The sequence below is a fragment of the Ruminococcus sp. FMBCY1 genome, assembly GCF_023921805.1.
GTDB classification, from domain to species: domain Bacteria; phylum Bacillota; class Clostridia; order Oscillospirales; family Acutalibacteraceae; genus Ruminococcoides; species Ruminococcoides intestinale_A.
This window is the reverse complement of record NZ_CP074197.1, coordinates 1,799,560-1,822,952: the sequence shown is the minus strand read 5'-3', so window position 1 is coordinate 1,822,952 and position 23,393 is coordinate 1,799,560. Positions and strand designations below refer to the sequence as shown.

Here is a 23,393-nt window from a genome sequence, read left to right as displayed (position 1 = left end):
TCTGCCTATATAATGAAAATGTATCAAATTCTTGGCACAGACGGTCATACCGAGGTAATAATTTCATTACAAAGGAGCGATATTAAATGATTACAAAGTACACAAGCGGCACCCCTATCCGTACAGACGCTGTTGTAAAAGATTTTGCCGGAATCGACATAAATAAATTCCCGATTGATTACAAAATCGTTGACGGCAAATTCATTTTTAGCTTTGATATGCAGGACAGCGACATAGTTTTCGGTCTTGGCGAAGCGCCGAGAGGAATTAACAAGCGTGGCTGGATTTACGAAAGTTTTTGCAGCGATGACCCATTCCACACAGAAACAAAAAGTTCACTCTACGCCGCACACAACTTTCTTATGTTAAACGGCAGCAAGACTTTCGGTATTTTTATTGATTTCCCCGCAAAAATCCGTTGGGACATCGGTTACACAAAACCAAGCCGCACAGAAATCACTGTTGACGGTACAGATTTTGACATCTACATTATCGAAAACGAGAGCAATAAGCCGATTGACATTGTAAAAGAGTTCCGCAGTGCAATCGGTCAGAGTTACATTCCGCCGTTCTGGGCATTCGGTTATCAGCAGAGCCGTTGGAGTTATCCCGACAAAGCTGCCGTTGACGGCGTAATCAAAGGTTATAATGATGCAAAGATTCCGCTCGACTGCGTATATCTTGACATTGACTATATGAAAGACTACAAGGACTTCACAGTTGACGAAGACAAATTCCCGAATTTTGCAGAATATGTAAAAGAAAAGAAAGAGCAAGGTATTCACCTTATCCCTATCATTGACGCAGGTGTAAAAAAAGAAGCAGGCTACGATGTTTACGAAGAAGGCGTTGAAAACGATTACTTCTGCAAAACCGAGGACGGCGAGATTTTTGAAGGCGGCGTATGGCCGGGTATTGTAGGTTTCCCTGACTTTATGCAGAAAGAAGTTCGTGACTGGTTCGGCGCAAAATACGACAGACTTACAGACGCAGGCATTGACGGTTTCTGGAACGATATGAACGAGCCGGCTATTTTCTATTCAACAAAAGGACTTGAAAAAGCGCTTAATAAAGCAAAATCACTTGAGGGCGAAAACCTCGACCTTTCAAAATTCTTTAACCTCAAAGATACTTTCCTCGGACTTTCCAACAGCCCCGAGGATTACTCAAGCATCTATCATATGATTGACGGCAAGCCTGTTTGCCATGACAGAGTTCATAACATTTACGGCGCAAATATGACAAGAGCCGCAGGAGAACACTTTGCAAAGAAATTCGGCGACGGCAAAATTCTTATGTTCTCAAGAGCCTCTTACATCGGTGCACACCGTTCAAGCGGTATCTGGTTTGGCGACAACCATTCATGGTGGTCACACATTCTTCTTAACCTTAAAATGCTCCCGTCCGCAAATATGTGCGGTTTCCTCTACTGCGGCGCCGACCTCGGCGGATTTAACGAAAACGCAACCCGTGACCTTGTTCTGCGTTTCCTTGCTCTCGGAGTATTTACCCCTCTTATGCGTAACCATTCGGCACTCGGCACAAAGGCTCAGGAGTGCTACAACTTTGAAAACTCCGAAGATTTCAGAGATGTTGTAACCGTCCGCTACAGACTTATCCCTTATCTTTACGATACATTTAAAAAAGCAAGCGAAAACAACGATATGATTTTCCGTCCGCTTGCTTTCGATTACCCCGAAGATAAAATGGCAAGAGAGTGCGAAACTCAGGTTATGCTCGGCGATGAGTGTATGATTTGCCCTGTTTACGAGCAGAATGTAAGCGGCAGATATGTTTACCTCCCTGAGGATATGACATTTGTAAAGCTCAGCGGTGAAAATGCAGAAACCAAGCCTATGGAAAAGGGTGTACACTTCATTGAAGTTGCACTTAACGAAGTACCTCTCTTTATTAAGAAAGGCAAACAAATTCCGCTTTGCAAACCTGCAATGCGTACAAGCGAACTCAACACCGAAGACCTTACTTATATAGGTTGAGTACAAAAATCTAAACAATTAAAAAAATTTTATAACAAGTAAAAAACTAAAGGCTTGCAATTTTTTCTATGCAAGCCTTTTTAATTTGGAAAAAGTAGTTTTCTTGAAGTTTTATACCGAATATGTTATACTATATTTTGAATTCTATTTTACAGAGGTACGTTATATGAACATAATTAATGCAATTTATAATCTTGTCAACAATCCTGTTGTTGAATTAGTATCTTATTATCTAGGTAAAAACCGTGCAAATAACGCTGGTGATGCACTTGAAGAATATATTAAAGATTTGTTTGCTAATACTTTTAATACACCTGAAAACGAAAGATTAGAAAAATTAAGCCAAGTTTTTTCATATTTAGGAAATAATAGTAATCCGCCTGATGCAATCCTACGTGGCGGTGATGCAATTGAAGTAAAAAAAATTGAAACAAATGGTTCTGCATTAGCACTTAATTCAAGCTATCCTAAACATACTTTGAAAAGTAATAGTCCAATGATTTCAGCAGCTTGTAGAAATGCTGAAATCTGGAACGAAAAAGATATGATTTATACTGTTGGTGTTGTAAAAAATAATAAATTAAATCATTTATCTATGGTATATGGTTTAGATTATTGCGCAAGTGATGAATGTTATAGCAGAATAAAATCTACAATTAAATCAGGTGTTGAAAATATTCACGGTGTTGAATTTGCGGAAACCAATGAACTTGGTCGCATAAATAAAGTTGATCCTCTTGGTATAACTTATATGAGAGTAAGGGGTATGTGGGGTATTGAAAATCCTTGGCAAGTATTTAATTATGTATATAACAGAGATTTAAATAAAAAGTTTAATTTTATGTGTATCATAAATGACAAAAAATGGGCAACCTTCGATAATACTGAAATTATTACTGCATTAAATATTAGTAACTTTTCTATTACTAATGTACGAATTAAAAATCCAGATAATCCAGCAAATTTGACATCCGCAAAGCTTATTACTTACAGTATAGATTGAGGTAAAACATGAAAGTTATTAGTCTGTTTTCTGGTTGTGGTGGTCTTGACCTTGGTTTTGAAAAAGCGGGTTTTGAAATACCTATAGCTAATGAATTTGATAAAACAATCTGGGCAACATTCAAGGCTAATCATCCAAAGACAAAGTTAATTGAAAATGATATACGTAACATAAAAGAAGATGAGTTTCCGACAGATGTTGACGGTATTATTGGAGGACCTCCTTGCCAATCTTGGTCAGAAGCAGGAAGTTTAAGAGGTATTGACGATGAACGAGGGAAATTATTTTATGATTATATTAGAATATTGAAAAAAATCCGCCCTAAATTTTTTTTAGCAGAAAATGTACCTGGCATGTTAGCAAGCCGTCATAAATCAGCAGTAGCTAATATAATTTCTATGTTTGATGAATGTGGATATAATACATCAATAAACATGGTAAATGCTAAAGATTATGGTGTGGCAGAAGAAAGAAAAAGAGTATTCTATATTGGTTTCAGCAAAGATATTGATATTAATTTTATATTTCCAAAAGGCAGCACTGAAGCAAATGATAAAAAAATCACTCTTAGAGATATAATATGGGATTTACAATTTACAGCTGTTCCTTCAATAGAAAAAAATTATAGAAATCCAGAGGCAATTAATAATAATGAATATTTTACGGGTGCTTATTCTACAATATTTATGAGTAGAAATCGAGTAAAAAGTTGGGATGAACAGGCATACACCGTACAAGCATCTGGCAGACAATGTCAACTTCATCCGCAAGCTCCTAAAATGGTTAAATATGCAAAAAATGATTGCCGCTTTGTAAAAGGAAAAGAATATTTGTACCGCCGAATGACAGTGCGAGAAATAGCAAGAATACAAGGATTTCCAGATAATTTTAAATTTATATATGAAAAAGTTGATACTGCTTATAAAATGATTGGAAATGCTGTTCCTGTCAATTTAGCATTTGAAATAGCAAAATCAATAAAAGAACAATTAGAAAAAGCAATAAACAAATAAATCTCAAAACGGACTATCTCTTGATGTGACCCCCAAAAGTTAGACTAAGAATCTAATGATTTGGAGATCGCCTCATCTTTTTAAATGGAGATAGTCCATATTATTTATATAAACAATATTATATATATTAAGCATTAATTAACATGTATCCATCTATGCAACCGTCGGTTGCGGAAATGAAAACTAAAATGTATTGCAAAAAGCAGTGGTTGCGGTGTATAATTTGGATAAAGTGAGAGGCAGAACGATCGTCACAAACTCTCAAAGGAGGAAATATGGACATAGAAACAGCAAACAGACTTTTACAATACAGGAAGAAACACAACTTAAGTCAGGAAGAACTCGCAAATAAAATAGGAGTAAGCAGACAGGCGGTGTCAAAATGGGAACGGGCAGAGGCATCTCCCGACACTGATAACCTAATATTGCTTGCCGAGATTTACGGCGTTTCGCTTGACGAACTTTTAAAAGGAGAATCGAACAATTCCTCAAAATCCGAAGCCGAGCAGGAAACCGTATCGGAGGAAAGCGCAGACAACACACAAATCCCCACAGGCGATGAGGGCACAGAGTATATAAAAGCGGATAAAGTATCTTTTAAAAACGGAATCCATGTTGATGCGAAAAACGGCGACAAGGTACACATCAGCTTTGCAGACGGAATACATGTACAAAACAAAGACGGCACTAAGGTTGATATAGGCAAGGACGGAGTGTTTGTAAACGAAAACGGAAAACAGAGAGTTTATACCGATAAAGACGGTCATATAATGCACGATGCCGATATGACCGACGAAATGTTTACAGGAGGAAAGCATAAAAAATTTTGGAATTCGTTTCCCTTTTTCGCTATAGCGCTTGTTGTATTCCTTTGGTGGGGATTCAGCGGTTTATGCTTTGGCTGGGCGCTTAGCTGGATAGTTTTGCTGACAATACCGCTTTACTATTCGCTTGTTGATGCAATTTACAAACGCAAGGCAGACCACTTTGCCTTTCCCGTGCTTGCGGCAATGGCATACATTCTTATGGGATACTTTAACATATTCGGCGGATGGACAGTCGGCTGGGTAGTTTTTCTCACCATTCCGCTTTACTATTGGATATGCTCATTCTTTAAAAATAAAAACGATTAACAGGAGGACATTATGTCAGAATTAAATTTACCGTCAGACCCAATGATTTTATTAAGTTTTATTAACACAAAGTTAAGAGATTTCTATCCGTCGCTTGATGCTCTTTGCGAAGACGCAAACATCAGTAAAGATGAAATCGTAAAAAAGCTCTCCGCCATAGATTATACCTACAACGCAGAGCTTAATAAATTTGTATAAAACTAAACGAACGCCCGATTTCAGCGAAAGCCGAAGTCGGGCGTTTTTTTAACCGTTCTCCAATAAATACGGTCTTAGCTCGCCTGCAAGGTAAAGCGAACCGCAGATAACGAGCGGCATATTTTCATTTTTTGCCTTATCAAGCGCCGTTTCGAGAGCCTTTTTGTTATTATCGAATGCCTCAACTTTCGGAAAATGCTGTTTGCATTTTTCGGCAAGTTCTTCTGCCAATAAAGTTCTCGGATTGTTGACCGTTACCGTAAACACTTCTTCAAAAAGTCCTTCAAGCAGATTGATTGAGCTTGCACTGTCCTTATCGGCAAGCATACCCATAAGGCAAAGCCGCTTTTGATTTGGCAGATACTTTTTGACCGCCTTGCTAAGCGCCTCAATTCCGTTCGGATTATGTGCTCCGTCAAGCAAAACTACGGGATTTTTGCCCATAAGTTCAAGTCTTGCGGGGTTTACCGCCTTTGCCATACCTGCCTTTAATGCATTTTTGCTTACATTGATTTTACCGCTGTCGCAAAGTGCTTTTAATGCGGTCAATGCGGTTTTTGCATTTTCCAACTGATGTTCGCCAATCAAATGCAGTTCAAGCTCTGTACCGTCATATTCAAAAACAGTGCTTTCAAGGCTTTCTGAAATCACTTTTATTTTTGCACTTTCACTTTTGAAAAGTTCAACATTTCTGCTTTTACAAGTACATTCAATCACGCTCATTGCGTTTTCTTCCTGCTTGGAAGTAACGGCAATCGAGCCGTTTTTTATAATACCGCACTTTTGCCACGCAATCTCTTCGATAGTGTTGCCGAGAATTGCCGTATGGTCAAGTCCGATAGTTGTTATTACCGAGCAAAGCGGCGGCAAAATTGTATTTGTACAGTCAAGAAGTCCGCCCATACCTGTTTCAAGCACAACAATGTCGCATTTCTCGTTTGCGTGAATATAAAACTGCAAAGCGTTTACATACTCAAACTCTGTAATAATAACGCCGTCATTACGCAATTCCTCAATAATCGGAAATGTTTTCTCCACCGCCTCGGTGAGCATTTCCTTTGAAATCATACGGTTATTAATCTGTATTCTCTCTCGAAAATCCGTTATATACGGAGAGATAAAAAGACCTGTTTTGTAGCCTGCCTCAACAAGCACAGCCGAAAGCATTGCACAAACCGAACCTTTGCCGTTAGTACCCGCAATGTGAATATACTTTAGTTTATCCTGCGGATTGCCGAGTTTTTCGAGAAAAATTCTCATTCGGTCAAGTCCGGGGCGAGAACCGAATGTCAGCAGTGAATGTATTTTTTCAATAGCCTGTTCGTATGTCATCAGATCAACTCCTTGTAAATTTCATTCTTTTTAAAGCCTGTCAGCGCCGCCGCCTCTTTTGCGGCATCTGTTGCCCTTGCGCCGTTTTCAATCAACTTCTTAGCGGTTTCAACCGCATATTCAAGTGTAAGCTCTTCGGTATCGTCAACCTGCGGCGCACCCTCAAGCACAAGCACAATTTCACCTTTAACACTGCCGTCGCTTAGATTTTCCGCCGCATTTTTTGTTGTGGTACGGATAACTTCCTCGTGAATTTTTGTAATCTCTCGCACAATTGTAAGTTTTCTGTCGCCAAAACTTGCATACAAATCACGCAAAGTCTGCGGCAATTTATGCGGAGCTTCGTAAAAAATCATTGTTCTGTGCTCGTTTGCAAGGCTTTTCAAATGATCTGATCTGCTCTTTTTATTTACGCTCAAAAAGCCCTCAAAAGTAAATCTTCCCGTGCTAAGGCCCGAAACGGCAAGCGCAGAAATAACCGCACTCGGTCCGGGAATTACAACCGTCTTTATGCCACGCTCTTCGCAGAGCTTTACCAAATCTTCGCCCGGATCCGAAATACACGGCATACCCGCATCTGTAACGATGGCGCAGTTTTCGCCCTGCTCTATTCTTGCGCAGATAATCTCTCCACGCTCTCTTTTATTGTGCTCAAAATAGCTGACCATCGGCTTTTTTATGCCAAAGTGATTTAAAAGTTTCAGCGTAACCCTTGTGTCTTCCGCCGCAATAAAATCTACCGATTCAAGAGTTTCCACCGCTCTCGGCGACAGGTCGGAAAGGTTGCCTATCGGTGTACCCGTAACATATAAAATTCCGCTCATAGCTTGTTGTCCTCTGTATTTTCTAAATGATCTGATTTGTAGCTTCCGTAAATTTCAAGCATTTCTTTTGAAAAATTACCGCTTTCGTCCTCTATAAAAAGTGTGGGCAGTACATTTAAAAAGCCCCGTTTTCCGCCTCGTCTGCCCTCAAGCAAAAACAGTTTCGGCGCTTTTGACACTCTCTGCTGTACAAGTCGCAAGGTCTTTGGCTCTATGTCATATTTTCTCATAGACTCCATAACATCGCCTAATCTTTCGGGGCGCTGACACATATAAAATCTGCCGCCAAACTGCAGCAGCTTTGATGCCGCCGAGCAAATGTCATCGAGCGTACATTCGCTTTCGTGTCTTGCAATCAGCCTTGCCGAAGTCGGATTTTTGATTCCTCCTCCGCCGATTTTATATGGCGGATTGCACACAACAACATCATAACAGCCAAAATTCAGCTTGCCTTTAAGGTCGCATAAGTCAGCGTTTATAATTTTAATGTTATCGCAAAGCCCATTGTGTTCAACGCTTTTTTGAGCAAGCGTACAGGCATTTTCCTGAATTTCAACAGCGTCTATTTTTAAGCTTTTATTGTCCCTGCACCACAAGAGCGGAATCGTACCGCATCCTGTGCCAAGTTCCGCACATTTTTTACTGCCTGCGGGCTTTGAAAAATTCGCAAGCAAGATAGTGTCTGTCGAATATCTGTAGCTTTTGGTAACATATATTTCAATGCCGTTGCCCAACGGCTCAAGGTGCAAATTCTCCATTATACAATCGGCAAAGGAAAGTTTTGCCCTCTGCCCTCTCCTTGTAAAATTTAGCTTAACATTTTTATTATACTACTGTAAGGGTAAAACTTCAATAAAAAGCAATATAAACCTTACTGTTTGAAGTGCAATAAATTATTTATCCAATACATCAAGGTCGCTTTTTTCATAACGATTATGTCCCGGCAACTGTTTTTTATATTTCCAACACTTAATAGCCTCGTCAAGGCTATTGCCCTGATTATCGGCAAAGAAATCCCTTATACCCTTATATATGTATTGTATTCAAACTGCTTGTCAATTTTTGCCTTACCGTTTTTCTTTTCTTCAAGTATCCGATAATACGCAGTAATCGCATCGGCATAAGTTTTGCCCGTATTGCTTTTAAGCCATTTCTGAAATGCAGCATTAAAAGAAAATCCGTTGCCGATATGTTCCTTAAAAAACGCTCTGTGCTTTTCCGAGCAAACAAAATTCGGCTCAATTTCCGTGTCAGTTGTAATGTTGCCGATTATCTGTGCCTTTTTCTGCACTTTCTTTGCGGCGATAACCTCGCCTGTATCAAGAAAATGTGCTATTCTCTGTGTTATTTCAAGTTTTCCGCCCGATGTCGGTAAACCGTATCAGCGACAAAAATCGACAAGTTCTTCCTTTAAATAATAAAACTCTCTGAATGTCTTGCCGTCAAGATTTTTGTCGAGCTTCGGTCCATCGCTCATACAATACCTCACTTAATTATTATTCTGCGTACAGTTTGCGGCGTCTATTGCAATTGCGAGCATAAGCACCAAAATTTCGTTTCTCGGGTCTGCATAGTCGATAACATAAGTATCTCCCCAACGGAACAGCTTTTTTGAAATCTGCGCAACCATACTGCAAGCCTCGTAAACGCTGTAGTTCCAAGACATAAAATCGCCCTCACAGCGCCAACCGTTGTAGTCGAGGTTATACTTCGGTTTAAAAAAGGTAAATTTTTTCTCAATACTGCCAAACGGCTGTCCGTTTATTTCTATATCAAAAGTCGGCATAAGCGTAAAAAATCGCTGTTTAATCATACCGATTTCATTGCGATCTCTGTCATATATATGAATCTGATGCGTAAGTCTGAACATTTCAGCCTTAACAAAATATTTCGGCTCGTCATACTCATCATAAACATCGTAAGTATCCGTCCACGAAAAAACTCTTTGTTTAATTAACAGTTTCATTTTAAATACCCTTTCTCTCCGATTAAGGTCACATATTTTTACGCAAAAGCTCTATCGCCTGTTTTCCCGTTATATGTTCAATCGTGATTTCGACACAGCAAAGTCCGCTCCGTTCACGCTCGATTTCCTTTTTCACCGCATTAATATCATTGTTATATTTTAAGCCGAAAGAGAGCATTGCCGAATTGATTTTCTCTTTATTTTCCATAATTTCGGCCTTACCAAAAACTACAACACTCCTAAACAAAGTTGTCAATTTTTCCGAATCAACCTCATCTTTTTCAATAACACAGAAAGAAACTTTCTTGTTTTGCTTAATTGCGTCAAGTTTATGTCCGTTTTTTGCACAGTGGAAGTAAATCTTGCCGTCTTTATATACAAAGTTCAACGGAACAGTATATGGGTAGCCGTCATCACCGCTCACGGCAAGCACACCGCTTTTGCAGTTTTTTAATATTTCCAAAGCCTCATCGTTACTAAGCTGTTGTTTAAATCTTCTCATTTTACGAAACATTTTACCGCCTCCGTTGCTACTATTATAACAAAAATTTTCTTTATTGCAAATCAACAAATATAATGTATTCTTATTATTTATTTTGTAGGCACTTGGTGCTGAAAAAGCTTAACCCCGATAAGCTGTATTTTAATCGCCTGTCGGGGTTGGATTTTTATTTATTGTTCCCTGAATTTAACAGTGCCTGTTGCTGCGTCCATCGAATCTACGATTGCGAGGGATTCAAGCTGATAGCCGAGATTGCGAATTATATTGCCGCCGTTCTGAAAACCTTTTTCAATTGCAATTCCAATGCCCTCTACCGTGCCGCCTGCCTGATTTATAATAGAAATAAGGCCTTGCAAAGCACAACCGTTGGCAAGAAAATCGTCAATAATAAGAACATGGTCGTTTTCGCTTAAAAATTTCTTAGAAACAATCACTTGATTTTTGCATTTGTGTGTGAAAGACTCAACCTCTGCTATGTACATATCGCCGTCAATATTAATGCTTTTCGCTTTTTTCGCAAAAACAACCGGCACATTAAAATGCATAGCCGCAACGCAGGCAATACCTATGCCCGATGCCTCAATGGTGACTATTTTATTTATATTTTTTCCCGCAAATCTTTTCTTAAATTCCGCACCCATTCGGTTGAACAAATCAATATCCATTTGATGGTTCAAAAAGCTGTCAACCTTGAGAACATTGCCCTCTTTAACAATTCCGTCCTTTACAATTCTCTCTTCCAAAAAATTCATAGCATTTCATCTCTTTCCAAATAATATTTTAACTATATTATAATTATATACTATTAAAGCGCAAAAGAAAATCCATTGAAAAAATATTTCAAGGGCTCAAGGTTGAGTTTAATAAAAATAGGGTCAGTGCATACACCAGTTACAAAATATAATATAAATAATAGCTATAAGGAAAAACTTAATCTTAATTGCATTTTTATAAATAATATAGTATTTATAAAACATACATCATGTGATATAATACATATATTAAAATATATGGAGTAAATAATATGAATACAGGACAAATTTTATTTTTTAATGATGAGATTAAATTTGAACGCAAGACAATTTCAGTTGATATTCTTCCACACGGAAAAAAATTAAAGGTTATTTCCTTGTTTAGTGGATGTGGAGGAATGGATCTTGGATTTCGTGGAGATTTTAATATTCGAGGTAAATATTTTGAGAAAAACCCATATGAGATTGTTTTTTCAAATGATATAATTAAAAGAGCATGCGATACCTATTATCATAATTTTAAACATAAACCATTTTGCGGAGATATAAGGGAAATTGATTGTTCTATACTTCCTAAGGCCGATATTGTCATTGGGGGGTTTCCTTGCCAGGATTTCAGTCTTGCAGGAAAAAGAAAAGGTCTTTCTTCAGAGCGTGGAAAACTTTATCTTGAAATGAAAAAAGTAATACAATATGTTAAGCCAATAGCATTTGTTGCTGAAAATGTAGATGGTATTCGACATAACAAGTCAGGCGATAATACTTCAGCTCTTGACATAATTCTTAACGATTTTAGAAGTATTGGTTACAATGTTATATATCGTGTATTAAATGCAGCCGATTATGGCGTTCCTCAAAATCGTGTGCGAGTAATAATTGTTGGAATAAAAAATGAATGTCATAAGACAATGCTATATCCAAAACCAACACATGGAGTAAATAGCAAGTTATCCTGGATAACAGCAAAAGAGGCCATTGATGACTTATGGAATATGATAGATAAAACTAATATTAAGAATCATACATCCAGAGATTATTCCAAAGCTAAATTTTACCCAAATAAAAATATGCAGGGTAATTGTCAAATAAAAGCAGACAAACCATCTCCAACGATACGCTCAGAACATCATGGAAATATAGAAGGGCATTACCGTACCATGAAACCAAATTCACCTGATGATATGACAGGTTGGAGAAGGCTTAGCGTTCGTGAATGTGCAAGATTGCAGACTTTCCCAGATGATTTTGAATTTCCTGTGTCGTCATCTGATGCCTATAAACAAATTGGAAATGCTGTTCCACCTGTATTAGCATGGTATATCGCAAGAGCACTATATATTTCATTGTATACATAAGAATACATAAAAATAGCCGAGATTTAATATTTTCTCGGCTATTTTTTATTATTCAATAAAGTTTTCAAGAAATGTTTTATATTCAGCTTTTTGATGTGGTGACATTTTTTCATATTCACCTAAAAATTCAAGTATAAACTTTCTTAGAGAGTTATTGAACCAAGGTTCATGGTGTTTTGGTTCAATATTTAGTACTATTTTGGTCCATCGTTTAGCAAGTACACTCTGCCAATCTGTCAATAGTTCGTGCTTGATTGATTCGTCATCTGAAGAATAATACGTTATAATAGAATTTCTATATTGTCTACACGAATAATTCCAATTTTGTAATTCTTTAAAAGAAACCTGAGGCCTTGGACTTCTGTCAGGAAACTGCATTTTTGAATTAATTGCATGAAAATACTGACCGACAGCTATTTCAGCATTCCTTTTTCCGTGTTTAACAAAGATTACCCATTCATCAGGAGATATCTGTTGAACACTTGAACCTGGTATAGCGTCTGTTTTAGTGGATTTTAATTCAATAGTTTCATATTCTATTATATTGTTAATTTTAATTGCAACACAAAGATCAGGATTTGTAAATATTGCGTTTTTCCTGAACTTAAGTTGTTGCTTTAATTCTGGGGAAATTTCATCAGGTAAATAAACATGTTCTATAACAGCATTTATAATATTAGGTGTTATTCTAAAACTGTTTTTTTGATTGTTGTAATTAAATAAATCTAAGTATTGAGTTGCTTTAAGTTCAGAAATACTATTGCATTCATTCTCAATGACCCGTTGTAAAAATTCCTTTAGAGGTCTATCGGTATTTGCTTCGTCTGATTGATAGGAAATATTAAGCACTTCGTCACTATGATTATTTAACCACAATTCGAGTTCATACATATAAAGATACATAAAGAGTTGCAAATCATTCATTTTTATACCTCTTAATCAAATCTAAATAATATTTCAACAGGAATTTCTAAAGCATCGGCAATATTAAAAATAAGTTCCAAAGAAATAGGTGTAAGCATATTAGGAGCCTCAATATTACTCATATGCGTTCTACTTATTCCTACTATTTCCGCAAGTTGTATTTGTGTAAGTTTTTTTAATTTCCTTTGATAAGCAATATTGAGACCTAATCTGTAATATTTTTCTTCATTACTAATCATTGCATATTCAGCCATAGTTTCACCTCAAGTATTAGTATATCACAAGATTTTCTGACAAAAACAATCTGTAATATTGCAATAATAAAGTATATGCTTACAAATGCATTCATACAATTAGAATTTAGAACCTATACTGTTTTTAGCTTTTACCGCAACAGCTAAGCTGTGAGGATACCACTGTGGGGCAAAAGAAAACAGCCCTTGCAAATTGCAAAGGCTGTAAAAAGCGAGTATAACAAAGATTATCTCTTTGAGAACTGTGAAAGCGTAAAGAAAACAGTCCGGTGGACTGTTTTTAGCTTTTACCGCAACAGCTAAGCTGTGAGGATACCACTGTGGGGCAAAAGAAAACAGCCCTTGCAAATTTGCAAAGGCTGTAAAAAGCGAGTATAACAAAGATTATCTCTTTGAGAACTTTTCAAACGCAAAGATTGGCTTGTTTACAGGGCTTTTGCGTTTTTTTGTTGCTTGTGTGTTGTGTACGGAGAACAATCCACTACTACTCAAGCAAAGTATCAATATGATTCATTCGTTTTTAAGTATTGCTTAAGTGACGCAGCATTTGAAATTTGTGTAGAAAAGTACTCAATTAATCTAAATATTTTGCTATAGATTTCGTTAAAACGATCCTCATCTAAACTTAATGATTCTAATTTATCGCCGTGGGCAATTTTGTTTCTCATTTCTAAAAGAACTTCGTCGATTAAAACATAATCTTCCTCATACTCATCAGTCGGTAAACCTATTGCGCTCATTATCTCAGTAAATATAGTTGAATTTAAATTGCTATTCGCTGAAATAATATTCTCTGTAGGAATGTTAGAGCCTTGGTTATATCTACATAACAATTTATTGACAATTTCTGTTTGTAAAGTAACCTTTTGGGTTTCATCGAAGTGTCTAATATCATTCTTCAGTGTAATTGCTAAAAAATTCGGTTTAAGTCTATTATAAGGGATTTTTAAACTGGAAACATAAACCAAGTAATAATAAGCTAAATTTTTTATCGCACCTTCCCAATGTGCATAAAGCAAAGTAATTCCAGCACGCAACGCTGTATTCTTTGCGAAGTTGCGTGCTGTATTTATATTTGCTTTAACGGCAGAGAGTTCTTTTTTTCTCCAAGCAATTTCAGAATCAATGACATCTTGAAGTTCATCCTCTGTTCTTATTTTCATACTTTAAAGTACTCCATACTAAACAAAGAAAGGTCTTTGTATCTTGGTATTGATTTAATTCCTGGTGTCGTATTTCTTTTATACACATTTGTTTCAAAAACGCTATTTGCTTTTTCTAAAAGCCATTCATCACGATTTGGTAGTGAAATAATATCATTGATGTTTTTGAAAACACCTGTTGCTATAATCTGAAATACAGCTGCCATAACTGGACCTAAACGCTTTTGTCCACTATATTTTTTAAAGGAATCTTCACCTAATACCCCATATAACAATTGAAATGTTGAAACAAATCTTTTCCTAATATCTACAGTATCTAAATCAGCTCTACACAAACATATGGTTTCCTTGTCTAAAAGCTCAGAAAAATCCGAGTAATTATTTATACTATCCCAATCAATGCTTTGAGTAATCAGCAACCTCAATAATAATTCTACTCTATATTGTTCATCTGCTTTTCTATCAGTTATAGGCAAACAACTTTGAAAATTAGCATCTCTGTTTAATTCCATTACAAATTCATAGAATGCCTTGTTTGTCATTATCATCAAACAGTTTCTTACTTCTTGATCACTCAACAGAGAACCACCAGTATTTAATCTTTGGAATAGTTCATATTTAGTGTTTGGATCACTCTCTTTCTTCATAATAATAATATCCATCCTAGAACGCTTGAAAAACAGTTGTTGTTCCTTGGTAAAACTTAATTCAGAATTTTCGCAATTCCATTGCATTCCAGCGAACGAAGGTAAATAATCAGTCTTTTGTAGAGTTAGTGGCGGCAGTTGATTATCATCTTCATCTTTAAATACACCAACAAATTGAAAAATAGTAGATAATCTCTGAACACCATCAATAACATCCCATACGCCATCATCGTTTTGACTTACAAAAATAGAAGGAATCGGAATATTTAGCATAATTGACTCTATCAGCTTAGTCTTTTGGTATTCACTCCATCTGAAAACTCGTTGGAATTCAGGATGTATATCCATTTCACCATCTCTATATAGATTTATTAACTCTCCAATTGACATCTGATAAGATTCTCTGAATATTTTGCTTGATCGCTCTTTTAATTCATCTTGTAAAGACATAGTGTTTCCTCCTCGTATAATATCTATATTAGCTTCTCTTTAATCTTCTATGTTGTAGTTTTTTCCAAATCTTTCTGCATTGTTTGCACCAATCAGAATCGACACCAAGCAAATCAATAATTGTTTGATCTCCAATATCAAGTGCAAATTCAATATCCAGATTATTGCGTACAATGTTATCTATCCGATTGATAATGTCGTTTTTCTTTTCGGGAGGTAAATCCTGTATCTTGGGCAGCATAATGTTTCCAACCTCACCCGGCAAGATTTCTAAGACACCGCCGCCATAGCTTCTGCCGCAAATCTCAGTAAAAGCAAAGGAAATACTGTTGTAGTACGAGATCAGAACCAGTTCTGGATCTACTCCTTCGTAAAATTTGATTCTATGTGTTGTATCGGTTGAAACCGCATTGCATCGGTTCAATACAAACTTTGGATAAAGATTATTACGACGCAAGAAGAAAGCATCAGGAACCCACACAGACGGAACAATGTACCACCTATCACGGATAGAACACTTATATCCTTTGTCCTCTCCTGAATCCTCACCAAGTTTGATATACTCTTTATGTTTTTCAGAGTATTGCTCTAAAGGAGTATCAGGGAAGTATATGAGCCTAGCTCGTTTTCCGTCTTTTCGGTTTTCGTCCCAATCTTGGCTTGTAAAATAAACGCCGTGAAGGTGAGAACTTCTTCCTATTAACGGTAAAGTTACATCTTCTAAATCGTACATTTCACAAACTTCGTCTGTTACCGAAAAGTAATTATTATTTCCGGTCGTAATACCTACATTAATCAAACCATAATCCGAAAACCTCGTGAAGCGTTTATCGGTTTTTATAGTATTGATAAGTTCCATTTCTTTTGCAGATACAAAATACTTTGTCCACTTTTCTTTAACGTGCTGGAGCTTTTGAAATCCATTTTGACTTAAGTCAAGTTTATCAAAATCATCAAGATTATTCATTTCGACGATCCTGATACCCTTTTCTTCTCCGCCCTTTTCTCCGATAAAAACAATTACTTCTTGCTCAATGTTTGGAAACACTAATTTTTCAAATGTGATTAGTGTTATTTTTTGCAAGTGGTTGGATAGATAAAGCCGCAGATCTTCTGCATAAGCAACTTGAAGTATCTCAGCAGGTAAAACAAACGCTATTTTACCATTTTCGGAAAGCATTTGAACACAGGCAACTACAAAAGCAACCCAAGCATTAATCAGTTTGTTTGCTTTCATACCGTGGGTTGTAAGAATATTAGACTGAATTTTTCGTTGTTTTTCTGCTAAGTACTGATAGCGGATATATGGGGGATTACCGAGAATCAAATCGTAATGTCTGGATTTGTAGTTCCTTTGATAAAAATCGAAGAAATCCTCACAAATGACATCAACATTTTTCATCTCTTTGTATCTGTAGGCAACCTTGTTCGCTTCATCGCTTTCGATCTCAACAGCTTGTATCATCGATATTTGTTCCATTAACCCGATAGAGCTTAAGCTATCAAGGAAAACACCGTCGCCGCAGCTTGGTTCTAACACAGTTTGGATGTTTTCCGGCGCAAAAAGGCTAACCATTGCATTTGCTAAACGCAACGGCGTATAATATGCCCCCCTTAATTTTTGTTCAGAGCTGTCCTTTTTGAGCTTCATAAACTACCTTCTTAAAATTCTAATCGATACACACGGGAAATCAAATCGTCTATTTCTTTAATTAATACATCTTTCTGGCGAACAAGAGTTGTTTCAATTTGCTTAGGCGGGCATTGATCTAATCTATCATTAATGGAATATACCTCACGGCTTGCCTCTACAACTCTATCATATAATGCTTTCTGTTTAGAATCATTAAAATCAAGCTGTACAAAAGGAAGTGAAGATAATACAAAAGTTCCTCTTGAAACAAATCCACCTTCAAAGTCACTGCCAACTATTTGAATGATTTTCTCGGTGTAAGCATTTGCAAGCCACGCTTGGATGTATTCTAATTCATAAGGACTGTCATTCTTTTTGGCAACAGCACAATAACCTGCTGTACCACCCGAAGCAATCAACATATCCTCATTATCTAAAGAATACATTGGATTGTCTTTAGCCATAACTTTAACAATAAGTTTTGGCGTATTAATAAAAGCTGTTAATGCTTGTGTTCTGCCATACTGATACCAAGTGTCAACTGTAGCATTTGGAACATCACGTACTCCTGATTTTGATACGCATTTGGGAACTAATCTATCATAATAATCTGATAAGTACGCATAAGTTCCAGGATAATCCGATTTCATTCTTTCGATTGGAATCAAATGTCCGCTTTTATCATACGGGAATATGATTCTTTTGTCGGTTGAAAGCTTTGTATATGTTGTTAAACCTTTTTCTGTTGCTTTAGTAGGCTTGAAATACGGTTTCAATATTGACTTCTCTACTTCGTATTTCTTGTTGCCTTTTTGAATAGTAACAGTAGTATCATTTTCATCGATTATTTCATCCCCGGAAAACCAATAAATCGGCTTAGGTCTTTCAGCGCTTGTTTGAATACCGTTAAAAACTTCTACCACTTTTTCTAACGGAACAGATACGGACTCAATATTTTTAATTATAGCTAAAAAATCAAAGTCTGGGGTAAGTTTCCACGGAAGGTCATTCAAGGAAGAATTATTAAGTTCAATACTATCTGTCGGTTTTCCCAACCACAAATCATTAGCGGAATCAACATTTGTATATGTAAATCTTTCTTGAACTCGTTTTTGAAGTAACACAATGGAACTATATATTGTCTTATCATCAAAAAGCTGTGCTGCTCCAAAGTCATCAAGGCTAATTAAATGATTGGATAACATACCACGCAATTTAGCGCCAGCACTAATCTTAAAGAATTTGTTTGGAACGATATAACAAACATATCCTTCGTTTTTTACTTTTTGCAGAGCACGCTCAAGAAATATAAAGTACTTGTCGAACTGTTTGTGGGATGATTTATACTTGTTTTTATAAATTGTGAACTCAGCATCGGACAAGAGTTGATGCATATCTTCTGTTGTTACATACGGCGGATTTCCCAAAATCACATCAAAGCCATCAGCCGGCATTTCGTCCCAATCATAAGGAACTATCGAAAGAATTGTATCTGTCGAGTAACGTTTGTCTGCAAACTCGTGATTCCCAACCAAAGCATTACCGTGAAGAATGTTATTACTTAATTCCGGTAATATAGGCGTAGTATCACGCACAGAGGGTTCTGTTTCATTTTCAATAAGTTTAATCAATAACGAAAACTTAGCAACTTCTACAGCGTGAATATCTATGTCGATGCCGAAAATACAGGAACAGAGTAGTTGTTTCTTTTCATCTAAAGGAAGCTTATACTTACCGTTCCCAATTTCAATCAAATGATCTGGTTCATTTGTCAAGTACCACTCTACACAATAAGCTTGCAAATATTGAAACGCTTCTTCAAGATAAACACCAGAACCGCAGGCTATATCAGCTATACGCAAATTGCAGATCTCTGCCGGTGATTTACCTTTGCAAACATTCGACAGCGATTTCTCAACCATATATTTTACAATCTCAGTTGGAGTAGTAACGACAGATCGATTGGCGCAATCTTTCTTTTTAGCTAAACCCATCCGACCATTTTCAAGCAAGATAAGTTGTTCTGTTAAGAACAGCTCATAAATCTTACCTAACATATTCGGCTCAATAATGTTAAACATATATGGGCTTTGCGGATAGTATAACCCTTCGATCATTTCAACAATTACATTGTTATTCAAATCAAAGATAATATTTTCGCCGGAAAACATACCTGAATTATAACGTTTATCTGCTTCTCTAAACAGTTCCTCCAGCTTAGTGTGCAACGCATCCCTATCCGATATAGTTTCATTCAGTTTATGATAAAGCGGAAGATTTCTATCTTCGCAGATTCGTAAAAATACGATTTGGTTAATAAACTCTTGAACAACATCATTAAGCTTCTCTAAAGATGTGTATTGATTCCCTTTAGAATAAAGTTCGTTACTAAGTTTAACTCTCCAGTCATTGATTTGATTTAAAAATAGATTATCTACTTGTTGCTTTTGGCTGCCTTCGCCTTTAAATGTGTCGTTAAAAAACTTGTCAAACTCTCCGGAATATACCGAATCTTTTGAAACAAGGTGAAATATCTCGTCAAACTTATCAATATAATCCTTGTAATGATAGCAACGGTATCTTGAAACTCGACAATCATCAGTCTCTTTTGGTACAGTTGTAGTATCATAAATAATGAAATATTCAAAATTCGTTAGTATGGAAATCTTGTGCTTTGCATTCCATCCGTATTTTCTTGCCTGCATAGCTGGAGCAGATTCAGTATCAATGTCAACAGAAGGCTTTTTCGCTTCTACAAATAGCTTTGTTACACCACGAAGTGTTAATGAATAATCCGGACGATCTGTTTTATTTGAATAGTTTTCTGCAATAACTTCTCGGTATTGTGGAGCTAATCCAGCTTTATTAGGAACATCCCAACCCAACAATTGTAAAAACGGATCTATATACTCAATCCTGCAAGAGTGTTCGTTATAAGCGTTTTTCCCGTCCTTGTATGCAGTAATGTTATTATCAAATCTGGTAACTAAATCTTTGAGAGCATCTTTTCTAACATTCATTAAGAAATCACCTGTCTAATTGAGCATATACTTAGGGTTATTATATCATAGCTTTTCTCAAAATCCAATAGTTTAGCGCCCGAAATTTTATCTTTCGGGCGCTAAATCACTTATTTATAAATCAATTCTGTATTAACGATTTCCGTTGCACGATTGCGGATATTGTTCATTCTCGCAACCCACATCATTTGGTTTTCCGCTTTGAGCTGTTCGGTTACGCCTTCTTTTTCGGAGAGTTGTTTTACTAACCGAAAGAACATATCCTCTGCCTGCTCGTCGATGTCGGCGAGGTAGGCGGTGAGCTTACAGCTTGTCATCAGATTGGTATAGCGGATTTTGTGGTGCTGTTTGATGTACCTCAAATGCCGCTTGCCCCATATCCCGATTTCAACCTTTGGCTGTCCGGGCAGCTCCAAACTCGGCAGATAATAATCACCTTGCATTTCGTAGTGGATACCCGTTTTCTTGTCATAAATTCTTTTTTCCATTGTTCATCAACCTTTCATAATATATTAGCGTGCGTCACGCTGCTTTGACTCTTTGAAACCTCTCGCCTGCTCGATGAGATCGTTAAGTCTGCACTTGCCGAAAACCTTTTCTAACAGACGGTAGGCTTTATTTTGCTCACGGAGCTGATTATTCAATTCTCTCAACCTTGAATTTTCGTGTTTCAGACTTTTGTTTTCGCTATACAATCTGCCGTTCAGATTGTTGATACGGTAGTAATTCTCCCAACCCTCATAGCTTCGGGCAAGGACTGTTCGGACAAGATTTTTCAGCCGATTGATCAGCGGCTCTACTATCTTTTTCTTGTAGCTCTTTGCCGTCATCAAGCCCTGAGGCTCAGGTAATTGGAACTGTGGATTTTCATCAAGTTGTTTTTCAATTCCGCCCATCAGTTCTTGCGCTTCCTCAATTTTCTTTACCGTTTCTTTCCATCCGTTTACCTCTAATTTCTTTTCCTCAATCTCCCGGTCGAGCTCGGCGACCTCTTTGGCTCGCTCCTGTTTTTTGTAATCAAGGACAGATAGGTGCTGCTCGTGCGTGCCCTTCTGTTCCCACTCGATACCGTGCCGCTCCATAATCTGAGCAAGGACTTTCTTTTCGGAAAGTATCCAGCGATTCAGTTCGTTGTCGCTTCTGCCCTCGCCTTTGAAACCCATATTGAGCAGAGCCTGTTTCAGCGAAACTCGTGTTTCCAAACCTCGATTGCTCCCGGTGGTGAACGGTATAAAGTCGATATGGATATGCGGCGTTGCTTCGTCCATATGAAGGTGCGCCGAGAACACTCGCAGATATGGATTGCGTTCTTGGAAGCCCTGATAGTATTCGTCGAGGACTGTCCTCGCAAGCTCGGCGTGCTCTCCTGTTGCCGACATATCTTCCATGTTGCCGATTTGGAAGATGATCTCGTGGAACAGCTTTTCCTGCTTTCCGGACTCGATATGCTTGTAGTAATCGGAAATCTTTCTGTCCTTGCGTTTCTGTTTATCGTTGTACTGTTTTAGAGCTTCATCAAACATTTCGTGATACACTTTCTTGATTGGCTCGTTGCAGTAATCTATATTCAAATGGGTACGCTCGCTGTCCACGTTCTCCGCTGTGAAACTGCGGCTGTTGTGCGTGACGGAGCCTTTACCCACCATTGCGCTGATCGTTCTCTTCATTTATCTACCTCAAATCTGTATAATAATATGGTTATCTCATTGGTTTATCTCTAACTCAGGTTCTGTTACTCTTGCCAAGAGTAACGCAAAAGCACTTTTGACAGCAGAGCCATCAAAAATGCAACCTGCGAGCAGGTTTTGCGCTCTTCGAGGAGCAAGGGCAGCCCTTTGAAAAGAGCTCCCTGCACCCCGCCTAAACTTTATTGCGTGTCAGTCCGTGTCGGCTGTGTCGGTGTTTCACACACCCCACAATCACCGTCACGGCTGTCACGCTTTGACACGCCGCCCTCAAAGATAAGCGTTATCTTTCGACCGTCGTGTGTCCGCTGATAGTGATAGGCGATCTTGTATTCGTCCATCAGACGGTTAACGTTGACGTTCAGCTTTTGTGTAATAGCGTTTGGCTTGATGTCAACGGCGAGATACTCGCAGAGCTCCGTCGGTGTTCCGCTCCATTGCAGATTGTCAGCGTTTATCCTTTCGGCGATTCTGTCGAGCAACGGTTCAGGCGGTGCTTTCCACAATTCGGTTTCGATTTTGTCAAGCTCCCATACCAGTGTTTCTGTGTTCTTCTTCAAGTACACACGCTGGTCTTGCTGATCTCTGCCCGATACTTCGAGCGTGGCGTTGTTACTCGTGCGCTTATCTTTGGAGAGAATAAACGCTCCGTCGGCAGCGCCGAGCAAACCGTTAGTACCGGAAATCATATCGAACTTATCATCAGCTATCTGCTTACGTGTGTGGTGGACGATCAGCATACAGATGTTGTGCCTGTCCGTGAAGCCCTTTAGCTTCGTGATGATTTGGTAGTCGTTGGCGTAACTGTAATTCTCGCCGCCGACCTCTCTGACCTTCTGCAAGGTGTCGATGATCACAAGCGAAGTGTCAGAGTGCTTCTGTAAGAAGCTGTCGAGCTGCTCGTCCAAACCGTTGCCAAGCGGATGAGCTGATACCGAAAAGAACAGGTTTTCGTTTTCGGCTGTTCCGAACATACGATACAGCCGCTTTTGCAATCTCGGATAGTTGTCCTCCAGAGCGAGATACAATACCTTACCCTGCCGAACATCAAAGCCCCACAGGTTTGTGCCTGTGCTGACGTGATAGGCAAGCTGTGCCATCAAAAAACTCTTGCCGATCTTCGGAGAGCCGGCGAAAAGATATGTTCCCCGGTAGAGCAAGCCGTCGATGATCGGCGGCTTACTCTGATAGGCGCTGTCAAACAGCTCGGTCATCGAGACCGTGTGTAAATACGATTCGTCAATATCGCAAAGGTCGTATTTTTCATTCATAGTTCAATCCTCCTTTTAGCTGGCTTCTTTATCTCTAAAGTAGCCGGTTTCTTCCCAAACTTTTTTGTCGGGGCAGTAGTAGTTGTACTCGCTTGATTTGTCAAGCTTCATAGCATAGCCGAATTTCAAGATGCCCTGTTGCAAACCAACACGGACATATTGAGCGTCTTTGCCGATAGCCTTTGCGATCTCGGTAATAGGAACGTTCCTTCCTGTGAATTTCGGACAATCTATATATAGCTTATTCTCCATAGCATATCCTCCTGTTAAT

At 38.0% G+C, this 23,393-nt stretch carries 23 protein-coding genes; 6 read left to right on the top strand and 17 right to left on the bottom strand.

Annotation, left to right across the window (positions count from 1 at the left end; all coding sequences use genetic code 11):
* The first annotated feature begins 86 nt into the window (after nt 1-86).
* The 5 genes from KGF34_RS08920 to KGF34_RS08900 all read left to right on the top strand — a co-directional run bounded on the left by KGF34_RS08920 (nt 87) and on the right by KGF34_RS08900 (nt 5,344).
* Nucleotides 87-1,997: a TIM-barrel domain-containing protein gene (locus tag KGF34_RS08920; RefSeq protein WP_252558781.1), complete on the top strand. Its 1,911-nt coding sequence runs from the start codon at nt 87-89 to the stop codon at nt 1,995-1,997.
* 166 nt (nt 1,998-2,163) lie between these two features.
* On the top strand, nt 2,164-3,000 hold the full coding sequence (locus KGF34_RS08915; RefSeq protein ID WP_252558780.1) for an NgoPII family restriction endonuclease: 837 nt from the start codon (nt 2,164-2,166) through the stop codon (nt 2,998-3,000).
* A gap of 8 nt (nt 3,001-3,008) precedes the next feature.
* Nucleotides 3,009-4,013, top strand: coding sequence for a DNA cytosine methyltransferase (locus KGF34_RS08910; RefSeq protein ID WP_252558779.1), 1,005 nt, complete (start codon nt 3,009-3,011; stop codon nt 4,011-4,013).
* 275 nt (nt 4,014-4,288) lie between these two features.
* Complete coding sequence (locus tag KGF34_RS08905) at nt 4,289-5,146, top strand: helix-turn-helix transcriptional regulator (RefSeq protein WP_252558778.1); 858 nt, start codon at nt 4,289-4,291, stop codon at nt 5,144-5,146.
* A gap of 12 nt (nt 5,147-5,158) precedes the next feature.
* Nucleotides 5,159-5,344: a DUF4250 family protein gene (locus tag KGF34_RS08900; protein ID WP_022233822.1), complete on the top strand. Its 186-nt coding sequence runs from the start codon at nt 5,159-5,161 to the stop codon at nt 5,342-5,344.
* A 48-nt stretch (nt 5,345-5,392) separates the two neighbouring features.
* Here the strand turns inward: KGF34_RS08900 and KGF34_RS08895 are convergent, their stop codons facing one another.
* The 7 genes from KGF34_RS08895 to KGF34_RS08865 form a co-directional block, all read right to left on the bottom strand.
* Complete coding sequence (locus KGF34_RS08895) at nt 5,393-6,676, bottom strand: folylpolyglutamate synthase/dihydrofolate synthase family protein (RefSeq protein ID WP_252558777.1); 1,284 nt, start codon at nt 6,674-6,676, stop codon at nt 5,393-5,395.
* Complete coding sequence (rsmI, locus tag KGF34_RS08890; RefSeq protein WP_252558776.1) at nt 6,676-7,500, bottom strand: 16S rRNA (cytidine(1402)-2'-O)-methyltransferase; 825 nt, start codon at nt 7,498-7,500, stop codon at nt 6,676-6,678. Before rsmI ends, KGF34_RS08895 begins: the two co-directional genes overlap by 1 nt.
* Nucleotides 7,497-8,258 carry a tRNA1(Val) (adenine(37)-N6)-methyltransferase gene (locus KGF34_RS08885; RefSeq protein ID WP_252558775.1) on the bottom strand — a complete coding sequence of 254 codons (762 nt, stop codon included), beginning with the start codon at nt 8,256-8,258 and terminating at the stop codon, nt 7,497-7,499. The genes rsmI and KGF34_RS08885 overlap by 4 nt, the downstream gene beginning before the upstream one ends.
* Before the next feature lie 260 nt (nt 8,259-8,518).
* Nucleotides 8,519-8,791 carry a DUF6434 domain-containing protein gene (locus tag KGF34_RS11840; RefSeq protein ID WP_333780945.1) on the bottom strand — a complete coding sequence of 91 codons (273 nt, stop codon included), beginning with the start codon at nt 8,789-8,791 and terminating at the stop codon, nt 8,519-8,521.
* Nucleotides 8,792-8,989: 198 nt separating this feature from the next.
* On the bottom strand, nt 8,990-9,466 hold the full coding sequence (locus KGF34_RS08875) for a hypothetical protein (protein ID WP_249375780.1): 477 nt from the start codon (nt 9,464-9,466) through the stop codon (nt 8,990-8,992).
* Between the two features lie 28 nt (nt 9,467-9,494).
* Nucleotides 9,495-9,980, bottom strand: coding sequence for a pyridoxamine 5'-phosphate oxidase family protein (locus KGF34_RS08870; RefSeq protein ID WP_252558774.1), 486 nt, complete (start codon nt 9,978-9,980; stop codon nt 9,495-9,497).
* 158 nt (nt 9,981-10,138) lie between these two features.
* Complete coding sequence (locus tag KGF34_RS08865) at nt 10,139-10,720, bottom strand: xanthine phosphoribosyltransferase (protein ID WP_186936139.1); 582 nt, start codon at nt 10,718-10,720, stop codon at nt 10,139-10,141.
* 272 nt (nt 10,721-10,992) lie between these two features.
* On the opposite strand from KGF34_RS08865, the gene KGF34_RS08860 reads away from it, so the two are divergent.
* Nucleotides 10,993-12,075, top strand: a complete 1,083-nt coding sequence (locus KGF34_RS08860; RefSeq protein ID WP_252558773.1) for a DNA cytosine methyltransferase — start codon at nt 10,993-10,995, stop codon at nt 12,073-12,075.
* Nucleotides 12,076-12,123: 48 nt separating this feature from the next.
* Here the strand turns inward: KGF34_RS08860 and KGF34_RS08855 are convergent, their stop codons facing one another.
* The 10 genes from KGF34_RS08855 to KGF34_RS08810 all read right to left on the bottom strand — a co-directional run bounded on the left by KGF34_RS08855 (nt 12,124) and on the right by KGF34_RS08810 (nt 23,374).
* Nucleotides 12,124-12,999 carry a hypothetical protein gene (locus KGF34_RS08855; RefSeq protein ID WP_252558772.1) on the bottom strand — a complete coding sequence of 292 codons (876 nt, stop codon included), beginning with the start codon at nt 12,997-12,999 and terminating at the stop codon, nt 12,124-12,126.
* An 11-nt stretch (nt 13,000-13,010) separates the two neighbouring features.
* Nucleotides 13,011-13,253: a helix-turn-helix transcriptional regulator gene (locus tag KGF34_RS08850; protein ID WP_252558771.1), complete on the bottom strand. Its 243-nt coding sequence runs from the start codon at nt 13,251-13,253 to the stop codon at nt 13,011-13,013.
* A 500-nt stretch (nt 13,254-13,753) separates the two neighbouring features.
* Nucleotides 13,754-14,416, bottom strand: a complete 663-nt coding sequence (locus KGF34_RS08845) for an MAE_28990/MAE_18760 family HEPN-like nuclease (RefSeq protein ID WP_252558770.1) — start codon at nt 14,414-14,416, stop codon at nt 13,754-13,756.
* Entirely contained in the window at nt 14,413-15,513 is a 1,101-nt protein-coding gene (locus tag KGF34_RS08840) for a DUF262 domain-containing protein (RefSeq protein ID WP_252558769.1), read from the bottom strand. The genes KGF34_RS08845 and KGF34_RS08840 overlap by 4 nt, the downstream gene beginning before the upstream one ends.
* 28 nt (nt 15,514-15,541) lie before the next feature.
* On the bottom strand, nt 15,542-17,164 hold the full coding sequence (locus KGF34_RS08835) for a class I SAM-dependent methyltransferase (protein WP_252558768.1): 1,623 nt from the start codon (nt 17,162-17,164) through the stop codon (nt 15,542-15,544).
* Nucleotides 17,165-17,175: 11 nt separating this feature from the next.
* The gene (locus KGF34_RS08830) at nt 17,176-20,166 is read right to left on the bottom strand and encodes a DNA methyltransferase (RefSeq protein ID WP_252558767.1); all 2,991 of its coding nucleotides are present in this window, start codon (nt 20,164-20,166) and stop codon (nt 17,176-17,178) included.
* 110 nt (nt 20,167-20,276) lie between these two features.
* Nucleotides 20,277-20,654 carry a TnpV protein gene (locus tag KGF34_RS08825; protein WP_252558766.1) on the bottom strand — a complete coding sequence of 126 codons (378 nt, stop codon included), beginning with the start codon at nt 20,652-20,654 and terminating at the stop codon, nt 20,277-20,279.
* 24 nt (nt 20,655-20,678) lie between these two features.
* The gene (locus tag KGF34_RS08820; protein ID WP_252558765.1) at nt 20,679-21,833 is read right to left on the bottom strand and encodes a plasmid recombination protein; all 1,155 of its coding nucleotides are present in this window, start codon (nt 21,831-21,833) and stop codon (nt 20,679-20,681) included.
* A 200-nt stretch (nt 21,834-22,033) separates the two neighbouring features.
* Nucleotides 22,034-23,065: a helicase RepA family protein gene (locus tag KGF34_RS08815; RefSeq protein ID WP_354667459.1), complete on the bottom strand. Its 1,032-nt coding sequence runs from the start codon at nt 23,063-23,065 to the stop codon at nt 22,034-22,036.
* 72 nt (nt 23,066-23,137) lie between these two features.
* Nucleotides 23,138-23,374: a hypothetical protein gene (locus tag KGF34_RS08810; RefSeq protein WP_215639274.1), complete on the bottom strand. Its 237-nt coding sequence runs from the start codon at nt 23,372-23,374 to the stop codon at nt 23,138-23,140.
* Nucleotides 23,375-23,393 lie beyond the last annotated feature (19 nt).